Source organism: Streptomyces sp. NPDC059373 (genome assembly GCF_042751495.1).
GTDB lineage: Bacteria > Actinomycetota > Actinomycetes > Streptomycetales > Streptomycetaceae > Actinacidiphila.
The window spans coordinates 1-24125 of record NZ_JBHYXC010000068.1 but is presented as its reverse complement, the minus strand read 5'-3'; the positions used below and the strand labels follow the sequence as shown (position 1 = coordinate 24125).

The following is a 24125-nucleotide window of genomic DNA, read 5'->3' as shown; positions in this document are numbered from 1 at the left end:
TCAAACGCCGGACGGGCTGAATTCACGGCCGACCGGGTTGTGGGTAGGCCGTCCGCCAGAGGCGGAACGGGCTGGCACAACCCGGCCACGGACCCGCACCCAACAACGCACCCACCCGGGGTCCAGGGGCAGCGCCCCTGGTTTCGGGAAGGGGCGGGGTGGGGGAAACAGCCCCCGCTCAGGCGCGCAGATCCAGCAGCACCGGGGGCGCGTGCTCGCCGTCCGTCGCGGTGAGCGACAGGACGGCGTGGCCGGCCGGGACCGCGTGGGCCAGGTCCGAGGCAGACCAGCGTTCGCGCTCGACGCGGCGGACGGTGACGGATTCCGTGGTGACCGCTTCGCCGGTGAAGAGCTTGCGGACGCCGCGGGTGGCGCGGCGGAGGAGACCGCCGGACTGGTCCGGGGTACGGGTGACGTCACGGGCCTCGACCCAGGTGGTGCCCCAGGCTTCGGCGAAGCGCTTGCCGTCCCAGGTGGTGATGCCGGAGAAGACCATGCGGCAGCCGACGGCGCCGAGAAGGGCGGTGCGGAGGGCCTCGGGGACGTCGTCGAGGGTGCGGAGGGTGAGGACGGCGCCGGCGTTGGCGGAGCGGAGCCTCTGGAGGCCCCGGACGGCCTCCGCCGAGACGACGTGGGCGGCGTCGTCGAGGACCAGGCAGGCGAAGAGGGAGCGGTCGGTACGGCCGGTGACGGCGGCGGTGAAGTGGGCGAGGACGAGGCGGGCGAGGATCCGCGAGGCCTCGGCGTGGCCGCGTTCGGGGAGGTCGATGCGGACGCGGAGGGGATGTTCCAGGGTGCGCAGGGCGAAGGGCCGGGTCCGCCCGGTGACGTCGAAGAACCCGGCGAAGGCCGGCCGGTCGAGCAGGGCGACGCGGTCGGCGAGGAGGGGGCCGATGTCGCCGGGGCGCTCGGCCTGCCGTTCCCGGGCGTCGAGTTCGCGGGCCTGGCCGTGGGCGCCGGCGGCGTCGAGGGCGTCCCGCAGGGCGGCGTAAGCGGTCGGGCTGCCGTCCAGCAGCTCCCGCAGCTCCGTGACGGAGGGGTAGCGGCCGTGCGCTGCCCGGTAGGGGCCCAGTAGCTGGCTCAGCGCCGTGGCGGCGCGCCGGGTGTCGGTCTCGGGGCCGTCGAGCAGGGCCTCGGCGAGCATCGCGGCGGCCTCGTCGGGATCGGTCGCGCCGCCGTAGAGGTCGAGGTCGTACGCCGAGCCGGGGTCGCCGAGCGAGATGACGACGTCGTACGCGTCGGCCGGCCCCAGGTCCGCGCCGGCCCCCGCGACGGCGACCACGGCGGCCGTACCGGACAGCGCCTGCAGGCTCAGCGACTCGACGACCGGCCGGATCAGGTGCCGCGTCTTGCCGGAGCCCGGCGGGCCCACGGCGAGCAGCCCGGTGCCGAGCAGGCTCGGGTCGAGGGCCAGCCCCGCGCCCTGGTGCTGGTACGGATTGCGCTCGTCGGCGAGGGCGAGCCCGATCCGTACCTGTGAGCTCAGCAGATCGTGCCGGGCGGCCCGGACCGGCAGGTCCCGCGCCCCGGACGGGTGCGCGCACGCGGCAGCGCCCTGCCGCAGCACCGCGTCGGTGAAGGCCTCGACGCGCCCGAAAGCCCACGCCCGCCGCAGCCGTACGTAGTCGACGTCCCCCATCCGCCCGGCCCTGATCTCCGCCGCGAGCCGGTCGGCCGCCGCGTTCTGCCCGGCCGCCCGCAGCTCGGGCCACTCCACGGGGTCGAGCTGCTGCGCCGCCGGGCCCTCGTGCGGGGCGGGGTCGGTGACGGCACGGCGAAGGAGCGGGGCGAGGTGGCGTCGGTAGACCTCGGACCAGTTGCCGAGGCGGCCGAAGATCCATGCCAGCAGCGCGGTGAAGAGGACGTAATAGATGTCGAAGGCGGCGGGCGGCGGCAACGACCCGTGCGGCGTCACGACGCCCCATGAATCGGGCGTGAACCAGAACACCGGCTTCGTCCAGAACGTGAAATAGCCGTTCCAGCACAACGACCACACCAACAGCCCGATCAGCAGCGAGCCGATCGCACCCCCGATCAGCCGCCGGTCGGGCAGCCGGTCCGGGTCGCGCGGCGGCCGCGGGACGTGGCCGTAGGCGAAGATGCCGGGCGCCGGGCGGTGCCGGGGGGTGCGGAGCCAGGTCTCCATCGCGGTGGGCGGCGCGGCCTGGGGCACGGTCGGCGGGCCGGCGGGCCGGGGCAGCATGGGAGGAGGGGAAGGAGGAAGAGCAGGAGGAGGATTGGTCTTACGCGACTCGTACGCACCGTCGACGTCCATTCGCCCGCTGCCCCTCGCATTCGTACACTCACGCGCCGACACTCAATGTAGTGGACCTGTCCGTCGCGTCGAAGACGACGTCGCCAGTGCGCCCTATCGGAGTGTGCGGGTCCGGAAGGCGTCCGCTTAGCCTGCGAGACAAAAGCCCACGTTCGAAGGAGTACGACCGCCATGACCGAACTGGCCCAGGAGCGCCGACTCGTCACGTCCATCCCCGGTCCGAAGTCGCAGGAGCTGCTGGCCCGCAAGTCGGCGGCGGTCGCGAACGGCGTCGGGGTGACGCTGCCGGTCTTCGTCACGCGCGCCGGCGGTGGCGTGCTGGAGGACGTGGACGGCAACTCGCTGATCGACTTCGGTTCCGGCATCGCCGTGACCTCGGTCGGCAACAGCGCGGAGGCGGTCGTGCGGCGCGCGTCCGCGCAGCTGGCGGACTTCACCCACACCTGTTTCATGGTGACCCCGTACGAGGAGTACGTGGAGGTCGCCGAGCACCTCGCCGAGCTGACCCCGGGTGACCACGCCAAGAAGTCGGCGCTGTTCAACTCCGGCGCCGAGGCGGTGGAGAACGCGGTGAAGATCGCCCGCGCGTACACCAAGCGCACGGCTGTCGTGGTCTTCGACCACGGCTACCACGGCCGTACGAACCTCACGATGGCGCTCACCGCCAAGAACATGCCGTACAAGGAGGGCTTCGGGCCTTTCGCGCCCGAGGTCTACCGCGTCCCGCTGGCCTACCCCTACCGCTGGCTGACCGGGCCGGAGAACTGCGCGGAGGAGGCGGCCGCCCAGGCGATCGACCAGATCACCAAGCAGGTCGGCGCGCACAATGTCGCGGCGATCGTGATCGAGCCCATCGCGGGCGAGGGCGGCTTCATCGAGCCGGCCAAGGGCTTCCTGCCGCGCATCGCCGAGTTCGCGAAGGAGAACGGCATCGTCTTCGTGGCGGACGAGATCCAGACCGGCTTCTGCCGCACCGGGCAGTGGTTCGCCTGCGAGGACGAGGGCATCGTCCCGGACCTGATCACCACCGCCAAGGGCATCGCGGGCGGTCTGCCGCTGGCCGCCGTCACCGGCCGCGCCGAGATCATGGACGCCGCGCACTCGGGCGGCCTGGGCGGTACGTACGGCGGTAACCCGGTGGCGTGCGCGGGCGCGCTCGGTGCGATCGAGACGATGAAGGAGCTGGACCTGCCGGCCAGGGCGCGGCGGATCGGCGAGATCATGCTGGGCCGGCTGCGGGGGATCCAGGAGAAGTTCGACATCGTCGGCGATGTGCGCGGCCGTGGCGCGATGATCGCCATCGAGCTGGTCGAGCCGGGCACCAAGACCCCGAACGCGGCGGCCGCCGGCGCGCTGGCGAAGGCCTGCCACGCGGAGGGCCTGGTGGTCCTGACGGCGGGCACGTACGGCAACGTACTGCGCTTCCTTCCGCCGCTGGTGATTGGCGAGGACCTGCTCAACGAGGGTCTCGACATCATCGAGGAAGCCTTCACCCGCCTGTGACCGTGACTCTGAGTGATTCTCAGGGTCGGTGAAGAGGTCGGTGAAGAAGGTGTGCGGGCCTGATGGCGGACCCGCGCATAGTCCCCCAAGCACCACTTTGGTGACGTACGGTTTCGACAGATGGAAGAAACACCCCGTCTGCGGAAGTCCGCGGGCGACACTTTGCCGGTGACTCCCCATCACCGGTACCGCAGTGCACTCGCGCACAACAGCGCCGAAGCCGCAAGCCTCGGCATTCCTCGCCGATCGGTCGGCCGCCCGTCCCAAACCCCCCGGGACGAGCGGTGCGGCGATCGCTCTGGTCGCCCCGGAACTCTCCCCCCTGTTCCGGGGCGGCCGACTTTTTCCCTGATGCTGCTTCTGCTGTACGTGACGCTGTTCGGCCTGCTCACCTGGCAGGAATCGGTACGCGGCCCGCTGCTGGCCCTCGATCCATTCCTGAGGACGGCCGTCGCGGGGGAATCCGTACGGCCTGCCGGTTCGCCCTTCGGCCACGTCGTCGCCGACCTTGGCAACCCACAGGACGCGCTACCGGTGCTGGGGCTGGCGTTGGCCTTCGCCGGGTGGCGCGGCCGGCGGTGGCGGCCCCTGGTCGCGTACGCACTGACGATGGCGGCCATACCGCTGATCGTGACGCCGCTGAAGGCCGCGATCGGCCGCGACGGCCCCGGCTCGCTGACCCTCACCCCGGGCTACCCGGGGCTCTACCCCTCCGGGCACGCGGCGACGGCCACGCTGGCGTACGGGGCCGCGACGTTGCTGGTGCTGCCCTTCGTACGACGCACCGCAGCACGGCGGCTGCTGGGCGCGGCCGCCGTGCTGCTCAATGCCGGAGTGGGCGTCGCCCTGGTGTACTGCGGCTACCACTGGCCGCTGGATGTGCTGGGGAGCTGGCTGCTGTGCGGCGCCCTGCTCGCGGGCGCCGCACTCGCCGTCCGGGGCTTCAGGAGTTCGTCGGGAAGCCCAGGTTGATGCCGCCGTGGGACGGGTCCAGCCAGCGCTGGGTGACGGCCTTGCCGCGGGTGAAGAACTTCACGCCGTCCTCGCCGTAGGCGTGGGTGTCGCCGAAGAGTGACGCCTTCCAGCCGCCGAAGGAGTAGTAGGCGACGGGGACCGGGATCGGGACGTTGATGCCGACCATGCCGACCTCGACCTCGTGCTGGAAGCGCCGGGCGGCGCCGCCGTCGTTGGTGAACAGGGCGGTGCCGTTGCCGTAGGGGTTGGAGTTGATGAGCTCCAGACCCTCGTCGTACGAGGAGACGCGGACCACGGAGAGCACGGGGCCGAAGATCTCGTCGTTGTAGATGGACTGGCCGGGCTTGACGTTGTCGAAGAGGGTCGGGCCGAGCCAGAAGCCGTCGGCGGTGCCCTCGCCGGAGATGGGGTGCTTGCGGCCGTCGATGACCAGGTCGGCGCCGTCCGCGACGCCCGCGTCCAGGTACGAGGTGACCTTGTTGCGGTGGACGCCGGTGACCAGCGGGCCCATCTCGGAGTCGCCGTTGCAGCCGGGGCCGACCTTCAGGGTGGCCACGCGCTGCTTGATCTTCTCGATCAGCTCGTCGCCGACCGGGTCGACGGCGACCAGCACCGAGACCGCCATGCAGCGCTCGCCGGCCGCGCCGAAGCCGGCGTTGACGGCCGCGTCGGCGGCGAGGTCGAGGTCGGCGTCGGGAAGGACCAGCATGTGGTTCTTGGCGCCGCCGAGAGCCTGGACGCGCTTGCCGTACCGGGTGCCCGTCTCGTAGACGTAGCGGGCGATCGGGGTGGAGCCGACGAAGGAGACGGACTTGACGTCCGGGTGCTCCAGGAGACGGTCGACGGCGACCTTGTCACCGTGCACGACGTTGAAGACGCCGTCCGGCAGTCCCGCGTCCTTCCACAGGCCGGCGATGAAGTTGGCGGCCGAGGGGTCCTTCTCGGAGGGCTTGACGATGACCGTGTTGCCCGCGGCGATGGCGATGGGGAAGAACCACATCGGCACCATGGCGGGGAAGTTGAAGGGCGAGATGATGCCGACGACGCCGAGCGGCTGGCGGATCGAGTAGACGTCGATGCCGGTGGAGGCCTGCTCGGTGAAGCCGCCCTTGATGAGCTGCGGGATGCCGCAGGCGTACTCGACGACCTCGATGCCGCGGGCGACCTCGCCCAGGGCGTCGGAGTGCACCTTGCCGTGCTCGGCGACGATGATCGCGGCGAGCTCGTCCCGCTTGGCGTTGAGCAGCTCGCGGAAGGCGAAGAGCACCTGGGTGCGCTTGGCGATCGAGGCCTCGCGCCAGGTCTTGAAAGCGGCGGCGGCCGCGCCGACCGCCTGGTCGACCTCGGCGATCGAGGCGAAGTCCACCTGACCGGTCACGGCTCCGGTAGCCGGGTCGTACACGTCGCCACGGCGCTCGGCGGTGCCGGTCCATGTCTGTCCGGCGATCCAGTGCGTGATGTGCTTGTCGGTCACGGCAGACCTTCCTCTCTTAGCCTGCCGCCAGTCTCGCCAGCCCGCGACGACGCCCACAAGCACCAACGTGTCGGCGGTGCGCCCGGAGCCTTTACATGTCGTCTCGGTCGTCGCGTTCGTGACGGTCGTGGCGGTCGTCGCGCCGTTCGTCGCGCCGTTCGTGTTCCGCGAGCCGCCCGGCGGCCTCGTGCATGGCCAACTCCAGCAGCACCGGGTCCGTCAGATGCCCGGTGCCGTCCGGAGGCACCAGCCACCGGACCCCGCCGGTGGCCCGGCCCGGGTAGGGGACGACGATCCAGGTGCCGGCACCGGCTGTACGGACGCCGGTGGCGATCCAGCGCGCGGCGGTGCCGGGCGGCACGAAGAAGCCCATCCGGGAGTCGCCGAAGTCGGCGAGCACCGGGCCCGGCCGGTCCATCATCCGGTTGAGGACATCGAGGGTCGGATAGCCGAGCTCGCCGGTGAGGATGAGGACGTCCCAGAGCCTGCCGGCGGGCAGGAGCGTGACCCCGAGGGGGTTGCGCTCCCACTCCCACCGGCAGGTCTCCGGCTCGGGTGCCACGGAAGCCAGCCATTCGACCGCACTCTTCGCACCGGCGTCGGCCATGCCGGTACCTCCGATCGTCCGTGTCGATTCAATTGCTCTCACACGGAGGAGAGGGGGCAGAGCACGGATCCTTACGCGGGTTTTGACTTTTGCTCGGAGGTGACCCCGGTCACAAGGTCAGCTGTCAAGGTCAGCTGTCGAAGCCCAGCCCCAGCCGGTCCATGGTCTTCAGCCACAGATTCCGCCGCCCCGCACGGCGGTCCGCGCGGTCCAGCGACCACTTGGTGAGGCCGATCCCGGCCCACGCGAAAGGCTCCGGCGGGAAGGGCATCGGCTTCGTGCGCACCATCTCCAGCCCGGTGCGTTCCGTGCGCTCGCCCGCCAGCAGGTCGAGCATCACCTCCGCCCCGAAGCGGGTGGCGCCGACGCCGAGGCCCGTGAAGCCGGCGGCGTACGCGACCCGGCCGGCGTGCGCGGTGCCGTAGAAGGCGGAGAAGCGCGAGCAGGTGTCGATCGCGCCGCCCCAGGCGTGGGTGAAGCGCAGGCCGTCGAGCTGCGGGAAGCAGCGGAAGAAGTGCCAGGCCAGCTTGAGGTTGGTCTCGGGGCGCTGGTCGCGGTCGGCGGAGAGCCGGCCGCCGTAGGGGTAGATGGCGTCGTAGCCGCCCCACAGGACGCGGTTGTCGGCGGTGAGCCGGAAGTAGTGGAACTGGTTGGCGGAGTCGCCGAGGCCCTGGCGGTTCTTCCAGCCGATGGAGGCGAGTTGGTCCTCGCTCAGCGGCTCCGTCATCAGCGCGTAGTCGTACACCGGGACGATGTACGGGCGCACCCGCCTGACCAGCGAAGGGAACACGTTCGTGCCGAGGGCGACCCGGCGCGCGAAGACCCGGCCGTACGGGGTGCGGACAGCCATGCCGCCGCCGTTTCCGGACAGTGCGGTGGCCGGGGTGTGCTCGTGGATCCGGACGCCGAGGTCCGCCGCCGCACGCTTCAGGCCCCAGGCGAGCTTGGCGGGGTGGATCATGGCGACGCCGGTACGGTCGTAGAGCCCGCCCGCGAAGGTCGGCGAGTCGACCTCGGCGCGCATCTGGTCGCGGTCGAGGAACTCGAGGTCGACGCCGTGCCGGCCGGCTTCGTCTGCGGCGGCGCGCAGTTCGTCGACCTGGTAGGGCTCGGTGGCGACGTCGATCTCGCCCGTGCGCTCGAAGTCGCAGTCCAGGGAGTAGCGGGCGACCGCCGCCTCGATCTCGTCGAGGTTGCGGTTGCCCAGCTCCTCCAGCTTCGCGAACTCGCCCGGCCAGCGGGCGAGTCCGTTGGCGAGGCCGTGGGTGAGGCTGGCGGCGCAGAATCCGCCGTTGCGCCCGGACGCCGCCCAGCCGATCTCCTTGCCCTCGATGAGGACGACGTCGCGGCTCGGGTCGCGCTCCTTGGCGATCAGCGCGGTCCACAGGCCGCTGTAACCGCCGCCGACCACCAGCAGGTCGCAGTGCTCGTCCCCCACCAGCGCGGGGTTGGACTGCGGCCTGCCGGGGTCCTCCAGCCAGAACGGTGTCGGCTGCGCCTCGGCGAGCGAACGGGCTGGATCCATGCCTTCTCACACCTTTGCGGATACGTACGGGGGCTAGCTGCGGGCCTTGCGGGTCCGCCCCAGCAGCTGCCCGGCGACGACGCACAGAACCGCCACCAGGAACATCAGCGTGCCGATGACGTTCACCTGGACCGGCAGGCCCTTCTGTGCCGCGCCCCAGACGAACATCGGGAAGGTGACCGTCGAGGGCCCGGCGTTGAACTGCGTGATGATGAAGTCGTCGATCGAGATGGCGAAGCTCAGCAGTGCGCCGGCCGCGATGCCGGGGGCGGCGATCGGCAGGGTGACGCGCAGGAAGGTCTGCGTCGGAGTGGCGTAGAGGTCCTGGGCGGCCTGCTCCAGCCTCGGGTCCATGCTCATGACGCGCGCCTTGACCGCCGTGACGACGAAGCTGAGGCAGAACATGATGTGCGCGATGAGGATGGTCCAGAAGCCGAACTGGATGCGCATGTTGAGGAAGAGCGTGCCGAGCGAGGCGCCCATCACGATCTCGGGCATCGCCATCGGCAGCCAGATCAGCCCGGTCACCGGCGCGCGGCCCCGGAAGCGGTAGCGGGCGAGCGCGAAGGCGACCATCGTGCCGAGGATCGTCGCGCCGATGGTGGCCAGCACGGCGATCTGCAGGGACAGCGACACCGAGGTGCACATGTCGCCGACGTCGCAGGGGTGGGTCCAGGCGTCGAGCGAGAAGTGGTCCCAGGAGTAGTTGAAGCGTCCCTTGGGCTGGTTGAAGGAGAAGATCAGGACGACGACGTTGGGGATCGTCATGTAGAAGAGCGCGGCGATCGCCGCGAAGACGACGAGGTGGCGTCGGATCCAATTCAGAACGATCATCAGACCAGTTCCTCCGTCCCCGCCTTGCGGATGTAGACGGACACGATCACGAGGATCACGGCCATGAGCATGAAGGACAGCGCGGCGGCCGTCGGATAGTCGAGCACTGTCAGGAACTTCGACTGGATGACATTGCCGATCATCTGCTCGCTCGGGCTGCCCAGCAACTCGGCGTTGATGTAGTCGCCGGAGGCCGGGATGAAGGTCAGCAGCGTCCCGGCCACCACACCCGGCAGCGAGATCGGGAAGGTGACCTTGCGGAAGGTCGTGAAGGGCCTGGCGTACAGGTCGCCCGCCGCCTCGTGCAACCTCGGGTCGATGCGCTCCAGCGAGGTGTACAGCGGAAGGATCATGAAAGGCAGGAAGTTGTACGTCAGACCGCAGACCACCGCGAGCGGCGTGGCGAGCACCCGGTCGGTCGAGGTGAGACCGATGGCCGCCGTGGCGTTGAGGATGTGCAGCTTGTCCAGTACGGAGACCACGATGCCGTCGTCGGCGAGGATGGTCTTCCAGGCCAGGGTGCGGATCAGGAAGCTGGTGAAGAAGGGCGCGATGACCATCACCAGCAGCACGTTGCGCCAGCGGCCGGCCTTGAAGGCGATGGTGTACGCGAGCGGGTAACCGATGGCGAGACAGAGCACGGTGGCGATGCCCGCGTAGATCAGCGACCGCAGATAGAAGACGTCGTACTCCTTGAAGGCGTCCCAGTACGTGGCGAGGTGCCACGTGACCTGGTAGCCGGTCTCCAGGGAGCCGGTCTGCACGGAGGTCGACGCCTGGTAGACCATCGGCGCAACGAAGAAGACCAGCAGCCACAGGATGCCGGGCAGGAGCAGCCAGTACGGCACGAGCTTGCGGCGGCGTGCGACGCGGCCGGGCGGGACGGGCGGGGCCTCGCCCGGCGCGCCCGCGGGTGCGGTGGACAGGGCGGCCATTATTCGGTGACCTCCCCCGCCTCGATGTCCTGGGCGGCGTCGAGGCCGAAGGTGTGGGCGGGGTTCCAGTGCAGGATGACCTCGGTGCCGGGGGTGAGGCGGGTGTCGCGCTCGACGTTCTGGGCGAAAACGGCCAGCTCGGGGCACCAGGGGCTGTTGACCACGTACTGGGTGGAGACGCCGATGAAGCTGGCGTCGGTTATCCGGCCGGTGATCCGGTTGCGGCCGTCGGGGACGGTCGCCGCGTCATCGGCGTGGGAGATTGAGATCTTCTCCGGGCGGACACCGGCGAGCACCTTGTCGCCGGTCTGCGCGGTGGCCGCGCTGCGCGCGGCGGGCAGGGTGAGGCGGCCGTCGCCGACGCTGAGCAGCAGGTCGTCGCCGGAGGAGCCGGTGACCTGGGCCTCGATGAGGTTGGACTGGCCGAGGAAGTTGGCCACGAAGGTGGACGTGGGGTTCTCGTACAGGTCGGCGGGGGCACCGAGTTGCTCGATGCGTCCGGCGTTCATGACGGCGATGGTGTCGGCCATGGTCATGGCCTCTTCCTGGTCGTGCGTGACGTGCACGAAGGTGATGCCGACCTCGGTCTGGATGCGCTTGAGTTCGAGCTGCATCTGGCGCCGAAGCTTCAGGTCCAGAGCGCCCAGCGGTTCGTCGAGGAGCAGCACCTGGGGGTGGTTGATCAGAGCGCGGGCGACGGCGACGCGCTGCTGCTGGCCGCCGGAGAGCTGGTGCGGCTTGCGGCGGGCGAGGTGGCCCAGCTCGACGAGCTCGAGCATGTCCTCGACCTGCTTCTTGACGGACTTGATGCCGCGTCGGCGAAGGCCGAAGGCGACGTTCTCGTACACGTCGAGGTGCGGGAAGAGCGCGTAGTTCTGGAAGACGGTGTTGACCGGCCGCTTGTGCGGCGGGAGGCCGGTGACGTCCAGGTCGCCGATGCGTACGGTGCCGGCGGTGGGTTCCTCCAGCCCGGCGATCATGCGCAGGGTGGTGGTCTTGCCGCAGCCGGAGGCGCCGAGGAGGGCGAAGAAGGAGCCCTCGGGGATGGTCAGGTCGAGCGGCTGGACGGCGGTGAAGTCGCCCCAGGTCTTGCTGATGCCGGTGAGTGTGACGGCTCCGCCGGAAGATGCGGCGGAGGAGCCCGATTGCTCGGCGGGGGCCGTGGTCTGCTGGGTCATGGTCGTCAGATCCTTCTCACGCGCCGATGAGCTTGGCGAACTTTTCCTCGAAGGAGGTCTCTTCCTTCGAGGTGAGCGACCGGAAGGCGTGCGCACCGGCCGCCATCGCCGCGTCGGGGATGATCAGCGGGTTGTTGGCCACGCTCTTGTCGATCTTGAGCAGCTCTTCCTTCACGCCCTGGCACGGGGTGATGTAGTTGACGTACGCGGCCAGCTCCGCGGCGATCTCGGGCCGGTAGTACCAGTCCATGAGCAGCGAGGCGTTCTTGCGGTGCTTGGACTTCGCCGGGATCAGCATGTTGTCGGTCGAGGTCAGATAGCCGGCCGGCGGGATCGCGAACTCGATCTCGGGGTTGTCGATCCGCAACTGCACCAGGTCGCCGGCCCAGGCGAGGCAGGCGGCGATGTTCCCGGAGGCGAGGCCGTCGGAGTACTCGTTGCCGGTGAACTGGCGTATCTGCTTGCTGTCGACTGCCTTCTGGACCTTGGCCAGGGCCGCGTCGAAGTCGTCGGCCGTGAAGGACTCGGGCTTCTTGCCCATGTCGAGCAGCGTCATGCCGACCGTGTCGCGCATCTCGCTGAGCATCGCGACCTTGCCCTTGAGGCTGGGGTCGGTGAGCAGCTTGTCGACGCTGTCGATCTTCTTGCCCTTGGTGACCTTGGTGTTGTACGCGATGACGGTGGCGATGCCCGCCCAGGGGTAGGAGTGGGCGCGTCCGGGGTCCCAGTCGGGGTTGCGGAAACGTTGCTCCAGGTTGGTGAAGGCGTGCGGCACATAGTTCTCGTCCAGCTCCTGGGCCCAGCCGAGCTGGATCATCCGGGCGGCCATCCAGTCGGTGAGCACGACGAGATCGCGCCCGGTGGACTGGCCGGCGGCGAGCTGCGGCTTGATCTTGGCGAAGAACTCGACGTTGTCGGTGATGTCCTCGGTGTACTTGACCTTGATGCCGTAGTGCTTCTCGAAGGCTTCGAGCGTCGGCATGTGCTTCTTGTCGTCGGTCACGTCGATGTAGAGCTGCCAGTTGGAGAAGATCAGCGACTTGTCCTTGTCGGACGTGTCGTCGGTCGTGGCGCCGCTCTTGGTGCCGGTGGCGGCCGGGATACCGCAGGCGGTCAGCGCCCCTGCGCCGGCCACGGCCAGGCCGCCGCCGAGGAGGCTGCGGCGGCTGAGCGAGGCCCGCCCGCCCGAGAGGCTGCGCTCCCATGCTTTGCGGACTGGCTCGGACAGGCCCTCGTACAGGTCCATGGGGATGCGATCCTCCTGGGGTTAGCGGTCGCCGAAGACGGTGCGGTGCCAGTCCTTGCGGGCGAGCGCTGTGTTGTCGTACATGACGTGCTTCACCTGCGTGTACTCCTCGAAGGAGTACGCCGACATGTCCTTGCCGTAGCCGGAGGCCTTGGCGCCGCCGTGCGGCATCTCACTGATGATCGGGATGTGGTCGTTGACCCAGACGCAGCCGGCCTGGATCTCACGGGTCGCGCGGCCCGCGCGGAAGACGTCGCGGGTCCAGGCGGAGGCGGCCAGGCCGTAGGGGGTGTCGTTGGCCAGGGCCAGGCCTTCGTCGTCGGTGTCGAAGGGCAGGACGACCAGTACCGGGCCGAAGATCTCCGCCTGGACGATCTCGCTGTCCTGGGCGGCCCCGGTGATCAGGGTCGGGCGGTAGTACGCACCCGGGGAGTCGGGTGCCTCGCCGCCGGTCACGACGGTGGCGTAGGAGCGGGCCCGGTCGACGAAGCCGGCGACGCGGTCGCGCTGGGCGTGGGAGATGAGCGGGCCGAGGTCGGTCTTGGCGTCGAAGGGGTCGCCGACGCGGACGGTGGCCATCAGCTCGGCGACGCCGGCCACGAAGGCGTCGTAGAGCGGACGCTGGACGTAGGCGCGGGTCGCCGCCGTACAGTCCTGGCCGGTGTTGATGAGCGAGCCGGCGACCGCGCCGTTGACCGCCGCCGCCAGGTCGGCGTCGTCGAAGACCACGAAGGGCGCCTTGCCGCCGAGCTCCAGATGGAGCCGCTTGACAGTGGCGGTGGCGATCTCGGCGACCCGCTTGCCGACTCCGGTGGAGCCGGTGAAGGAGGTCATGGCCACGTCCGGGTGGCCGACGAGGTGCTCCCCCGCGACCTTGCCGGCGCCGTTGATGATGTTGATGACGCCAGCCGGGATGCCGGCCTCGGTCGCGGCCTGGGCGAACATCAGCGAGGTCAGCGGAGTCAGCTCGGCGGGCTTCAGGACGATGGTGTTGCCCGCGGCGATGGCCGGGAGGATCTTCCAGGCCGCCATCTGGAGGGGGTAGTTCCAGGGCGCGATCGAGCCGACGACGCCGACCGGCTCGCGGCGTACGTACGACGTGTGGTCGCCGGAGTACTCGCCGGCGGCCTTGCCCTCCAGGTGGCGGGCGGCGCCGGCGAAGAACGCGGTGTTGTCCACGGTGCCGGGGACGTCGAACTCGGTGGTCAGCTTGAGCGGCTTGCCGCACTGCAGCGACTCGGCGCGGGCCAGCTCGTCGGCGTGCTCGGCCAGTACCGCGGCGAAGCGGTGCATGGCTTCCGAGCGCTCGCCCGGGGTGGCCCCGGCCCACCCCGGCAGCGCCGCCTTGGCGGCCGCGACGGCGGCGTCGACATCGGCGGTGCCGGCGAGCTCGTACTCGTACACCGCCTGGCCGGTGGCCGGGTCGATCACGGTGTGGCGGGCGCCGGAGGTGCCCGGGCGCAGCTCCCCGGCGATGTACTGGGCCCCGTCGGCGAACCGGTCCCTCGCGTGGAACGTCGGCTCAGCGCTGTGGTCCATGGTGGTCTCCTCGCCATCCGCGCGATCCCGTGGCGGAAATCCGGATTGGTGGCTGATCCTGGCAGAGTAGCCTTGCCTCAACAAGGGATTCCGTTGTTGCCATTTGGTTACGCGACGAATTCTGTCTTTCATGTCTTTCGCGTTGGACGATGCCCCACTGCCGTAAAGAGCGGCAACCGACACATCGACAGGGGAGCCGGGCACCGCTTTACACTGTGCCGCACACGCCCCGACCGGAGGTCACGCGTTGTTCCCCACAGTCGCCCAGGTCCTCGAACTCGACGCGCTCAGACGCGGCGCGCCGCAGGTCGTCGCGGGCGCGACGGGCCTCCACCGGCCGGTGCGCTGGGTGCACATCAGCGAGCTGGCGGACATCGCCGGGATGCTGCACGGCGGCGAGCTGGTCCTCACCACCGGCGTGATGCTGCCGGAGGACCGCGAATCGCTGGCCCGGTACATCGACGACCTCGCGGACGTCGACGCCGCGGGGCTCGTCGTCGAGCTCGGGCGGCGTTACGCGGACGCGCTGCCGCGTCCGCTGGTGCGGGCCGCCGAGCGGCGCGGGCTGCCGCTGGTGGTGCTGCGGACGGAGGTCCGCTTCGTGGCGGTGACCGAGGCCGTGCACGCGCACGTGGTCAACGCGCAGCTCAGCCGGTTGCGGGCGTCGGAGGCCGTGCACCAGACCTTCAACGAGCTGTCGGTGGAGGGCGCCGAGCCCGACGAGGTCGTCCGCGAGGTCGCCCGGATGGCCGGCGCCCCGGTCGTCCTGGAGAACCTGTCCCACCAGGTGCTGGCCTTCGACCCGGCCGGACGCGATCCCCAGGCCCTGCTCGACGGCTGGGAGCGGCGCTCGCGCGGCGTCGCCCCGGTCGGCCGGACCGGCTACGACCGCCGTACGGGCTGGCTGGTCACCGCCGTCGGTGCGCGCGGCCGCGACTGGGGCCGCCTCCTCATCGTCGGCGAGCCAGGCCCGCCGCCGCGCGACGACGACCCCGACCCCGGCTCCGACGCCGGCTCGGCCTCAGGGCCGCACCGCCACACCGTGCTGCTGGAGCGCGGCGCAGCCACGCTGGCGCTCAACCGGCTGCTGGAGCGCGACCGCGAGTCGCTGGAACGCCAGACGCACCGCACCCTGCTGTCCGGGATCCTCACGCACGCCCTGACCGTCTCCGACGTCGCCCTGCGGGCCCGGGCGCTCGGCGTGCCCCTCGAGGGGCGCCGGCTCGTCGGCGTGATGCTCCGCCCGCGCGGCGGCCCGGCGTCAGCGGCTCTCGAGGCCCAGGCCCGGCTGCGGGACTTCACGGAGACGGCGGCCCTCGCCGTAAGGGAACGGGGGCTCACCGCCCTGACCGGCGCCCTGGACGACGGCGCGGTGGGCCTGCTGGTGTCGCTCGGGCCCTCCGACGACGAGCACGCCGCCCTGGAGGGCTTCGCATCCGCCCTGGACCGGCTGACCGAGGCGGTGGCCGACGCGCCCGCCTTCGTGATGGCCGCCGGCTCCTCCGTCGGCTCCCTCCGGGACGCCCGGCGCACGCTGCTCGAAGCCGCCCAGGTCGCCGACGCCGCCCTGCACGGCGGCCGCAAGACCGGCACGTACTACCGGCTCCCGGACGTGCGGCTGCGCGGCCTGCTGCACCTGCTGCGCGACGACGCGCGGCTCCAGACCTACGTGGAGCGCGAGCTCGGCCCCCTGCTCGCGCACGACGCCGAGCACGGCACGGACCTCGTCCGGATCCTGACGGTCTACCTCGACCACGGCCGCAACAAGTCCGCCGCCGCCGACGCGGCCCATCTGTCGCGCCCCTCCTTCTACGACCGCCTCCACCGCGTCGAACGCATCCTCGGCGTCGACCTCGACCAGGTCGAGTCCTGCCTCTCGCTGCACGTGGCGCTGCTTGCGCTGGAGGCCGTCCGCCGCTGAGGGGACCCGTTACGCCGCGACGTCCCAGTAGACGTAGTCGTAGTCGTACCCGGGGGCTATCTCGACCTCGATGGTGCCGTCGTCGTTCTTGGGGACGACGACGATGACGGTGGTGCTGGCGGACTCGTCGGGGGCGAGGTTGCCGGAGAGGCCCTGGTCCGTGGAGAGGTCGTCGAGGGTGTCCTCGGCGTCGGGGTCCGCGTAGGCGCTGATCTCGTTCTCGCTGAGGTCGACGGCGGTGTCGCCGTGGTTGACGAGGGTGACGGTGAAGGTGAGCGCGGTGCCGCCGTCGGTGAGGGTCTTGAGGGCTGAGGTGGTGGCGACGGAGGAGACGGTGACCTGGAGGCCGTCGTGGTAGGTGGCGGTGTCGTCCTCGGAGAGGGGGTCGCCGTAGTCGCCGCTGTCGGCGCTGATGCTGGATCCGCTGCCGGTGTCCCAGCTGTCGAAGACGCCGCCGACGGCGCCGGCGATGATGCCCACGATCATGGCGACGGATATGACGGAGGCGACGATGCCGAGGATCAACCCGGTGAGCGCCTGGGAGCGGTTGGTGGCTTCGCCACGCTTGGCGACACGGAGGCCGATGATGCCGAAGACGATGGCGCCGATGCTCAGCGGGAGCCCGAGGAAGGCGCCGATGCAGGCGATGGCGAGGATGACGGCGATGATGCCGAGGACCATGGCGGTGGTGCCGAAGCCGTTGCGGGCGGCGGGCGGGGGCCAGGCGCCGTAGGGGGCCATGGGGTAGCCGGGGTAGCCCGGATAACCCGGGTAGCCGCCGTTGTAGCCGGGCGGCGGGGGCGCGGGGTATTGCGGGTAGGGCATGCCCATCGGCGGTGGCGGAGGCGTGGCGCCCCCCGGAGCCGGGGGCGGCGGCGGGACCGAGGAAGGCACCGGAGCCGGGGCCGAGAACCCGGTGGGCGGGAAAGCCGGGGCCGGCGCGGCGGGCGGAGCCTCGGCGGAGGCTTTCGTGGCCGCGGGTGCGGGCTCGGCCGGAGGCGCCCAGGGGTCGCGCGGCTTGGGGTTGTCGGGCTCGTCGGACTCGGACATCGGCGCCTTCCTCTGTTACGTCGGGCAATGCTATGGCCTGCGGTGACAGGGGATGCGACCAATTTCGCGTTTACGATGAGCCGAGCGGCGCGCCCGCCGCAGCACCCGCAGGAGGATCACCGCATGTCCGACCACGCGACCGCTCTCGCGCCCTTCGTCGCGGGCCTGCCGAAGGCCGAGCTCCACGTTCACCACGTCGGCTCCGCGTCCCCCCGGATCGTGGCCGAACTGGCCGCCCGGCACCCGGACTCGAAGGTCCCCACGGACCCGGCCGCACTCGCGGACTACTACACCTTCCGGGACTTCGCACACTTCATCGAGGTCTATCTCTCCGTCGTCGACCTGATCCGCGACGCCGAGGACGTACGGCTGCTGACCTACGAGGTCGCCCGCGACATGGCCCGCCAGAACATCCGCTACGCCGAGCTGACCCTCACCCCCTACAGCTCCACCCGGCGCGGCATCCCCGGCCCGGCCTTCATGGAGGCCATCGAGGACGCCCGTAAGGCCGCCGAGTCCGAGCTCGGTGTCGTACTGCGCTGGTGCTTCGACATCCCCGGCGAGGCCGGGCTGACCGCCGCCGAGGAGACGACCCGCCTGGCCGTCGACCTCCAGCCCGAGGGCCTGGTGAGCTTCGGCCTCGGCGGCCCCGAAATCGGCGTGCCCCGGCCGCAGTTCAAGCCGTACTTCGACCAGGCTCGGGCGATCGGCCTGCACAGCGTCCCGCACGCCGGCGAGACGACAGGGCCGCAGACCATCTGGGACGCCCTCAACGACCTGGGCGCCGAGCGCATCGGCCACGGCACCAGCGCGACGCAGGACCCGCGGCTGCTGGAGCACCTCGCGGAGCACCGCATCCCGCTGGAGGTCTGCCCGACCTCCAACATCGCGACGCGCGCCGTACGCACCCTCCACGAGCACCCCGTCAAGGAGATGGTCGCGGCCGGAGTCCTGGTCACCGTCAACAGCGACGACCCGCCGATGTTCGGCACCGACCTCAACACCGAGTACGAGGTCGCCGCCCGCCTCCTCGGCCTGGACGAGGCCGGAGTGGCCGCCCTCGCCAAGAACGCCGTCGAGGTCTCCTTCCTGGACGCCCCCGGCAAGGCGAGGCTCGTCGCCGAGATCGACGCGTACACGGCATCGTGGTCACGGCCGTAGCCCACCGCGGCGACCCGTACCGCTACCGCGAGAACACCCTGCCCTCGCTGGCCGGCGCCGTGCTGGCGGGGGCGGACGCGGTGGAGATGGACGTACGCCTCACCCGTGACGGCGTCCCGGTCATCCTCCACGACCCGACCCTGAAGCGGCTGTGGGGCCACCGCAACACGGCCCTGACCGACGTCCCGGCGGACCGCCTGCCCGCCGGCATCCCCCGCCTCCACGAGGCACTGGCCGCCACCAAGGGCGCCCGCGCGCTGCTCGACCTCACCGAGGTCCCGTCGGTGGCGCCGGTGCTGGCCGCCGTACGGGACGCTGGGGCCATGGACCGTACGTACTACTGCGGCGAGGCGGCCGCCATGCTCGCCGTCCGCGACCGCGACCCGGGGGCCGAGATCGCGCTGACCTGGAAGACGTCCGCTCCCCCGCCCCCGCTGCTGCTCGACGAGGTGCGGCCGCGCTGGATCAACCCGCGCTTCGGGCTGGTCACTCCGGAGTTGGTCGGCTGGGCGCACGGCAGCGGGCTGCTGGTCGCGGCGTGGACGGCGGACACCCGGCGGACGATGCGGCGGCTGGAGCGGCTGGAGGTGGACGCCATCACGACCAACCGGATCGGGGTGCTGTGCGAGCTGCTCAGCGGCCGACCAGCTTCTCCCACTCATTCTCCAGCTCGGGCCGCTCGGCGGCGGTGATGTCGCGGGCGATGAACAGCCGGCCGCGCATCGCGTCGTCCGGGAAGATCAGCGGATCCTCGGCCAGGGCCGCGGTGTCCTTGTCCTTGCTGGAGGCGAGGACCTCGCGGGCGGCCGGGACCGGGCAGACGTAGTTGACCCAGGCGGCGAGTTCGGCGGCGACCTCGGGCTCGTAGTAGTAGTCCACCAGCCGCTCGGCGTTGCGCTTGTGCTCGGCGAGGTTGGGGATCATGAGGCTGTCCGCCCACAGCTCGGCGCCCTCCTCGGGGACGACGAACGTGATGTCGGGGTTGTCCGCCTGGAGCTGGATGACGTCTCCGGAGTAGGCCTGGCAGGCGAGCACATCGCCGGAGGAGAGGTCCTTGGTGTAGTCGTTGCCGGTGAAGCGCCGTATGTGACTGGTCTTCAGCAGGGACTGCAACTGGTCGACGACCCGGTGGAAGTCGTCCGTCGTCCACTTCCGGATGTCGACCCCGTTGCCCTGCATCAGCAGCGCGAAGGCCTCGTCCATCCCGGACAGCAGCGTCACCTGGCCGCGCAGGTCGTCCGCCCACAGGTCCTTCACGTGCCGGATCTCCCGGCCCAGCGCCTTGCGGTTGTACGCGATGCCGGTGATGCCGGACTGCCAGGGCACGGTGTACTTGCGGCCCTTGTCGAAGCCCGGGTCGCGCAGCAGCGGGTCCAGGTACTTGGTGACGTTGGGCTGCCGGGCGCGGTCCATCTGCTGCACCCAGCCGAGCCGGACATACCGGGCGCACATCCAGTCGCTGACCACGATCAGGTCGCGGAGCGGGTCGTGATGGTTCATCAGCGTGGGGCCGAGCTTGCCGAAGAACTCGCTGTTGTCGTTGATCTCCTCGGTGTAGTGGGTGCGGATGCCGGTGCGCTTCCGGAATTCCTCCAGCGTCGGCCGCCGCTGGGGGTTGTTCTCGTCGACGTCGATGTAGAGCGGCCAGTTCGCGAAGTCGATCCTCTTGTCGGTCGCCGACCGGTCGGTCCCGGCGCGCCGGTCGGCGGCGATGTACGCGGGCGGCACACCGCATCCGGTCAGGGCGGCGAGCGCGCCCACCAGCGCCGTACGTCGAGTGAGATCAGCCATGCGCGCAAGCCTGGGCCCCGGCTCGCCTCGCGGGCAACCGTCGTTCCGTCAGTGCTGATCGTGTGCGTCTGACAGTGTGTCGGTCCGGTCAGGGCCGCAGCGGCAGCGCCGCCACCGCCGCCACCGCCCAGGTCAGCGGCACCACCGCCGCGATCACGACAACGGTCCGCAGGGCGACCGCGGCCCGGAGCAGCGAGGCGGGGGCGCCGAGGCCGGTGAGGGCGGCGGTGGCGGGGCGGCGGGCGTGGCGGGCCTCGACGGTGGCGGTGAGGGCAGCGGCGAGGGCGCCGAGGCCGACGAGGGCGACCGCGAGGAGGGTCAGCGGCCCGGCGGGACGCGTGCCGGAGGCGGGCAGCGCGGCACCGGCGTAGAGCGCGGAGCCGGCGGCGCAGAGCACGCCCAGCGGCCGGCCGACCCGCCGGGCGTCCTCCCGCAGGGCGCGCCCGGCGAGGAGCCGCAGGGCCCCGGGCCGACAGGCGGCGAGGAGCCGGCCGCAGCCGTGGACGAGGCCGGGGACCGCCAGCACCAGCCCCGCGGCGGTCAGGGCCCAGCCGCCCAGCACAGCGGGGGCGATCCGCCCGAGGCCACCCGGCAGCGGCATCAGCGGGCGCGCGCCGGGGCTCGCGGAGAAGGAGAACTCCACCGCGACGCCGATCGCGATCAGCGCGACGCCCCACGGCAGCCCGCCCGGCGCCGGGCCGGCCGCCACGACGGGCACCCGCGCGGGCCGCAGACTCACCGCCGTCGCGCCGGCCGCCACCACCGGCAGCAGCGCCAGCAGGGTCAGCGCCCCGGCCACCGGCACCGGGCGGTGCGAAGCCTGGAAGGCGGCCAGGGCGACCGCACTGCCCAGCGCGCAGTTCAGGGCGGTGGACGCCGCGCCCAGGCCCCGGAGCCCGCCCCGGTCCAGCCCGGCCGCCGAGGACCCGGTGTGCAGGCGGCTGCTCGGCTCCGTACGGGCCACCAGCACCGCCAGGTACGCGCTGACGGCGAACGGGACGGCGCACCAGGCGAGCCGTAGCACGGAGCTGTCGGCCTGCCCCGGATGCCCCATGGCGTGGCGGAGGGCGGCCAGCAGCAGAAACCCGGTGCCGGCGGCGGTCGCGGCGACGAGCAGCCGGCGCAGCAGCACCGTCGGCCGCGAGCCTCGCGCTACACGGAGGCTGAGCACGAGCCGGCGCCCTCCCGGTCCTGGCGGGGCATGCCGGAGACGGGCCGGCCGTCGGCGAGGGTGACCACGCGGTCGGCCTGCGAGACGACCTCGGGGTCGTCGCTGGCCAGCACCATCGTGATGCGGTGCGAGCGGGCGGCGCTGGTCAGCATCCGGAGCACCTGGGCGCGGTCGGCTCGGTGCAGGGGGGCCGTCGGCTCGTCGGCGAAGATCACGTCGGGCCGGTTCGCCAGGGCGCGGGCGATCGCGACCCGCTGGCACTGCGCCTGGAGCAGCTGGGCCGGGCGTTTGCGGGCGATGCCACCGATGTCGAGCCGGTCCAGCCATTCCTGGGCGGCGGCCTTGGCCTTGTGGTGCGGGGTGCCGCGCAGCAGCAGCGGCAGCGCCGCGTTCTCGCGGGCGGTCAGCTCGGGCAGCAGCTGCGGGGTGGCGCCGATCCAGCCGAAGCGTTCGCGCCGCAGCCGCTCTCGGGCGGTCCGGCGCAGTGTGTGCACGGGGGCGCTGTTGAACCACACCTCGCCCTGCTCGGGCAGCAGTTCGCCGGCCAGGCAGCGCAGCAGCGTGGTCTTCCCGGCTCCGTGCGGGCCGAGGACGCCGAGGATCTCGCCCTCGCGTACGCCGAGTGACACGCCGAGGAGGGCGGGCGAGCCGTTGTACGTGTGCCGCAGACCTCGGGCCCACAGCACGTCGTTGTCCGGTGGGGCCACCTTCGTATACCTCCGCGACTGGGCGTTCCTTCCCCCTGACCGGGTGAACGACGCAAACGGGGCCCGGGGCACGCAATACGCGCCCCGGACCCCGTTTCGGAGGACCGCTCAGAGCTTGGTCCAGGCCTCCGTCAGAACGGACCGGAGGATGCCCTCGATCTCGTCGAAGAGGGCCTGGTCGGAGATCAGCGGCGGCGCCAGCTGCACGACCGGGTCGCCACGGTCGTCCGCACGGCAGTACAGGCCGTTGTCGTAGAGCGCCTTCGACAGGAAGCCGTACAGGACGCGCTCGGTCTCCTCGTCGGTGAAGGTCTCCTTGGTGGCCTTGTCCTTCACCAGCTCGATGCCGTAGAAGAAGCCGTTGCCGCGTACGTCGCCGACGATCGGCAGGTCGTGCAGCTTCTTCAGGGTGTCGAAGAACGCGCCCTCGTTGTCCAGCACGTGCTGGTTGAGGCCCTCGCGCTCGAAGATGTCGAGGTTGGCGATGCCGACGGCCGCGGACACCGGGTGACCGCCGAAGGTGTAGCCGTGCAGGAAGGTGTTGTCACCCTTGTAGAACGGCTCGGCGATGCGGTCGGAGATGATGCAGGCGCCGATCGGCGAGTAGCCGGAGGTCATGCCCTTCGCGCAGGTGATCATGTCCGGGACGTAGCCGAACTTGTCGCACCCGAACATCGTGCCGAGGCGCCCGAAGGCGCAGATGACCTCGTCCGAGACGAGCAGCACGTCGTACTGGTCGCAGATCTCGCGGACCCGCTGGAAGTACCCGGGCGGCGGCGGGAAGCAGCCGCCGGCGTTCTGCACCGGCTCCAGGAAGACGGCCGCGACGGTCTCCGGGCCCTCGAAGAGGATCTCCTGCTCGATCTGGTCGGCGGCCCAGCGGCCGAAGGCCTCGGGGTCGTCGCCGTAGATCGGGGCGCGGTAGATGTTGGTGTTGACCACCTTGTGCGCGCCGGGGACCAGCGGCTCGAAGGGGGCCTTCAGCGCCGGCAGGCCGGTGATGGACAGGGCGCCCTGCGGGGTGCCGTGGTAGGCGACGGCCCGCGAGATGACCTTGTACTTGGTGTGCTTGCCCTGCAGCTTGAAGTACTGCTTGGCGAGCTTCCAGGCGGTCTCGACGGCCTCGCCGCCGCCCGTGGTGAAGAAGACCTTGTTCAGGTCGCCGGGGGCGTAGTCGGCCAGCCGCTCGGCGAGCTCGATCGCCTTCGGGTGGGCGTAGCTCCACACCGGGAAGAAGGCGAGCTCCTGCGCCTGCTTGTAGGCGGTCTCGGCCAGCTCGGTGCGGCCGTGGCCCGCGTTGACGACGAAGAGGCCGGACAGGCCGTCGACGTACCGCTTGCCCTTGTCGTCGTAGATGTACGTGCCCTCGCCGCGCACAATGGTCGGTACAGGGGCGTTCTCGTACGACGACATGCGGGTGAAGTGCATCCACAGGTGGTCGTACGCGGTCTTCGAGAGGTCCGCGCTCATGGCTATCTGGTTCCCCAGGTGTAGGTCTGCTTCCGGAGCTTCATGTAGACGAAGCTCTCGGTGGACCGCACGCCGGGCAGCGTGCGGATCCGCTTGTTGATGGTCTCCAGGAGGTGGTCGTCGTCCTCGCAGACGACCTCGATCAGCAGATCGAAGGAGCCGGCGGTGATGACGACGTATTCGACCTCCTCCATCTCGGCCAGGGCATCGGCCACGGGGTCGATGTCGCCCGAGACGTTGATGCCGACCATCGCCTGCCGCCGGAACCCCACGGTGAGGGGGTCGGTGACTGCGACAATCTGCATGACGCCCTGGTCGAGCAGCTTCTGGACGCGCTGCCTCACGGCCGCCTCGGAAAGACCCACGGCCTTGCCTATGGCGGCGTAAGGACGGCGACCGTCCTCTTGCAGCTGTTCGATGATCGCCTTGGAGACGGAGTCGATCGCCGGAGCGCCGTTGCCGACGCTCTTGGGATCCGGAGTGCGAGTGGCCACGCGCTCCACTGTGCATGAGAGGTCAGCTGTCGCGCAAGCCCCAATCGATGAAATTCGTGGTTCGTGGGGTCCAATCTCACGGATTCCATTGTTTCGGGGTGGCGGGTATGTCGAATACGGCAGTGTTACGGCTAGGCTGGGCATACCGATCGAACACAGGACAGGGAGAGGTTGCAGTGAGCGAGCTCCGTACTCTGCGCAACTACATCAACGGAGAATTCCGCGACGCCGCTGACGGGCGGACCACGGATGTGGTCAACCCGGCCACC

20 protein-coding genes are annotated in these 24125 nt (G+C 70.9%); 5 read left to right on the top strand and 15 right to left on the bottom strand.

Features of this window, described 5'->3' with window-relative positions; all coding sequences use genetic code 11:
- Positions 1 to 178 precede the first annotated feature (178 nt).
- Positions 179 to 2275, bottom strand: a complete 2097-nt coding sequence (locus ACFXJ5_RS39560; protein ID WP_384642816.1) for an ATP-binding protein — start codon at positions 2273 to 2275, stop codon at positions 179 to 181.
- 171 nt (positions 2276 to 2446) lie between these two features.
- On the opposite strand from ACFXJ5_RS39560, the gene gabT reads away from it, so the two are divergent.
- The gene (gabT, locus tag ACFXJ5_RS39555) at positions 2447 to 3778 is read left to right on the top strand and encodes a 4-aminobutyrate--2-oxoglutarate transaminase (RefSeq protein WP_384642813.1); all 1332 of its coding nucleotides are present in this window, start codon (positions 2447 to 2449) and stop codon (positions 3776 to 3778) included.
- A gap of 351 nt (positions 3779 to 4129) precedes the next feature.
- A complete protein-coding gene (locus tag ACFXJ5_RS39550) occupies positions 4130 to 4750 on the top strand; it encodes a phosphatase PAP2 family protein (RefSeq protein WP_384642810.1) in 621 nt (206 codons plus the stop codon).
- On the opposite strand, the gene ACFXJ5_RS39545 is transcribed toward ACFXJ5_RS39550, so the two are convergent.
- The 8 genes from ACFXJ5_RS39545 to ACFXJ5_RS39510 all read right to left on the bottom strand — a co-directional run bounded on the left by ACFXJ5_RS39545 (position 4722) and on the right by ACFXJ5_RS39510 (position 14091).
- Positions 4722 to 6227 carry a CoA-acylating methylmalonate-semialdehyde dehydrogenase gene (locus ACFXJ5_RS39545; RefSeq protein WP_384642807.1) on the bottom strand — a complete coding sequence of 502 codons (1506 nt, stop codon included), beginning with the start codon at positions 6225 to 6227 and terminating at the stop codon, positions 4722 to 4724. The two genes, ACFXJ5_RS39550 and ACFXJ5_RS39545, sit on opposite strands and share 29 nt — an antisense overlap.
- A gap of 91 nt (positions 6228 to 6318) precedes the next feature.
- The gene (locus ACFXJ5_RS39540; RefSeq protein ID WP_384642805.1) at positions 6319 to 6834 is read right to left on the bottom strand and encodes a hypothetical protein; all 516 of its coding nucleotides are present in this window, start codon (positions 6832 to 6834) and stop codon (positions 6319 to 6321) included.
- Positions 6835 to 6964: 130 nt separating this feature from the next.
- A complete protein-coding gene (locus tag ACFXJ5_RS39535; protein WP_384642802.1) occupies positions 6965 to 8359 on the bottom strand; it encodes an NAD(P)/FAD-dependent oxidoreductase in 1395 nt (464 codons plus the stop codon).
- Positions 8360 to 8392: 33 nt separating this feature from the next.
- Positions 8393 to 9193: an ABC transporter permease gene (locus ACFXJ5_RS39530; protein WP_384642799.1), complete on the bottom strand. Its 801-nt coding sequence runs from the start codon at positions 9191 to 9193 to the stop codon at positions 8393 to 8395.
- A complete protein-coding gene (locus ACFXJ5_RS39525) occupies positions 9193 to 10128 on the bottom strand; it encodes an ABC transporter permease (RefSeq protein ID WP_384642797.1) in 936 nt (311 codons plus the stop codon). The genes ACFXJ5_RS39530 and ACFXJ5_RS39525 overlap by 1 nt, the downstream gene beginning before the upstream one ends.
- Complete coding sequence (locus ACFXJ5_RS39520) at positions 10128 to 11306, bottom strand: ABC transporter ATP-binding protein (protein WP_384642794.1); 1179 nt, start codon at positions 11304 to 11306, stop codon at positions 10128 to 10130. The genes ACFXJ5_RS39525 and ACFXJ5_RS39520 overlap by 1 nt, the downstream gene beginning before the upstream one ends.
- Before the next feature lie 16 nt (positions 11307 to 11322).
- Complete coding sequence (locus ACFXJ5_RS39515; RefSeq protein ID WP_384642791.1) at positions 11323 to 12552, bottom strand: spermidine/putrescine ABC transporter substrate-binding protein; 1230 nt, start codon at positions 12550 to 12552, stop codon at positions 11323 to 11325.
- Positions 12553 to 12573: 21 nt separating this feature from the next.
- On the bottom strand, positions 12574 to 14091 hold the full coding sequence (locus tag ACFXJ5_RS39510; protein WP_384642789.1) for a gamma-aminobutyraldehyde dehydrogenase: 1518 nt from the start codon (positions 14089 to 14091) through the stop codon (positions 12574 to 12576).
- A gap of 247 nt (positions 14092 to 14338) precedes the next feature.
- Here ACFXJ5_RS39510 and ACFXJ5_RS39505 point away from each other — a divergent pair, with 247 nt between their 5' ends.
- Entirely contained in the window at positions 14339 to 16012 is a 1674-nt protein-coding gene (locus ACFXJ5_RS39505) for a PucR family transcriptional regulator (RefSeq protein ID WP_384642786.1), read from the top strand.
- 9 nt (positions 16013 to 16021) lie between these two features.
- On the opposite strand, the gene ACFXJ5_RS39500 is transcribed toward ACFXJ5_RS39505, so the two are convergent.
- Positions 16022 to 17062: a DUF4190 domain-containing protein gene (locus ACFXJ5_RS39500; protein ID WP_384642783.1), complete on the bottom strand. Its 1041-nt coding sequence runs from the start codon at positions 17060 to 17062 to the stop codon at positions 16022 to 16024.
- A 123-nt stretch (positions 17063 to 17185) separates the two neighbouring features.
- On the opposite strand from ACFXJ5_RS39500, the gene ACFXJ5_RS39495 reads away from it, so the two are divergent.
- Entirely contained in the window at positions 17186 to 18223 is a 1038-nt protein-coding gene (locus tag ACFXJ5_RS39495) for an adenosine deaminase (RefSeq protein ID WP_384642780.1), read from the top strand.
- Positions 18208 to 18915 (top strand): glycerophosphodiester phosphodiesterase, encoded by a 708-nt coding sequence (locus tag ACFXJ5_RS39490; protein WP_384642778.1) that lies wholly within the window; start codon positions 18208 to 18210, stop codon positions 18913 to 18915. The genes ACFXJ5_RS39495 and ACFXJ5_RS39490 overlap by 16 nt, the downstream gene beginning before the upstream one ends.
- On the opposite strand, the gene ACFXJ5_RS39485 is transcribed toward ACFXJ5_RS39490, so the two are convergent.
- From ACFXJ5_RS39485 to ACFXJ5_RS39465, 5 genes are all read right to left on the bottom strand, one after another.
- Positions 18857 to 20014, bottom strand: coding sequence for a PotD/PotF family extracellular solute-binding protein (locus ACFXJ5_RS39485; RefSeq protein WP_384642775.1), 1158 nt, complete (start codon positions 20012 to 20014; stop codon positions 18857 to 18859). The genes ACFXJ5_RS39490 and ACFXJ5_RS39485 overlap by 59 nt on opposite strands.
- Before the next feature lie 88 nt (positions 20015 to 20102).
- On the bottom strand, positions 20103 to 21185 hold the full coding sequence (locus tag ACFXJ5_RS39480) for a hypothetical protein (RefSeq protein ID WP_384642772.1): 1083 nt from the start codon (positions 21183 to 21185) through the stop codon (positions 20103 to 20105).
- The gene (locus tag ACFXJ5_RS39475; RefSeq protein ID WP_384642769.1) at positions 21167 to 21892 is read right to left on the bottom strand and encodes an ABC transporter ATP-binding protein; all 726 of its coding nucleotides are present in this window, start codon (positions 21890 to 21892) and stop codon (positions 21167 to 21169) included. Before ACFXJ5_RS39475 ends, ACFXJ5_RS39480 begins: the two co-directional genes overlap by 19 nt.
- A gap of 108 nt (positions 21893 to 22000) precedes the next feature.
- Positions 22001 to 23362, bottom strand: a complete 1362-nt coding sequence (locus tag ACFXJ5_RS39470; protein WP_384642766.1) for an aspartate aminotransferase family protein — start codon at positions 23360 to 23362, stop codon at positions 22001 to 22003.
- A 2-nt stretch (positions 23363 to 23364) separates the two neighbouring features.
- Positions 23365 to 23856: an Lrp/AsnC family transcriptional regulator gene (locus ACFXJ5_RS39465; protein WP_384642763.1), complete on the bottom strand. Its 492-nt coding sequence runs from the start codon at positions 23854 to 23856 to the stop codon at positions 23365 to 23367.
- Between the last annotated feature and the right edge of the window lie 269 nt (positions 23857 to 24125).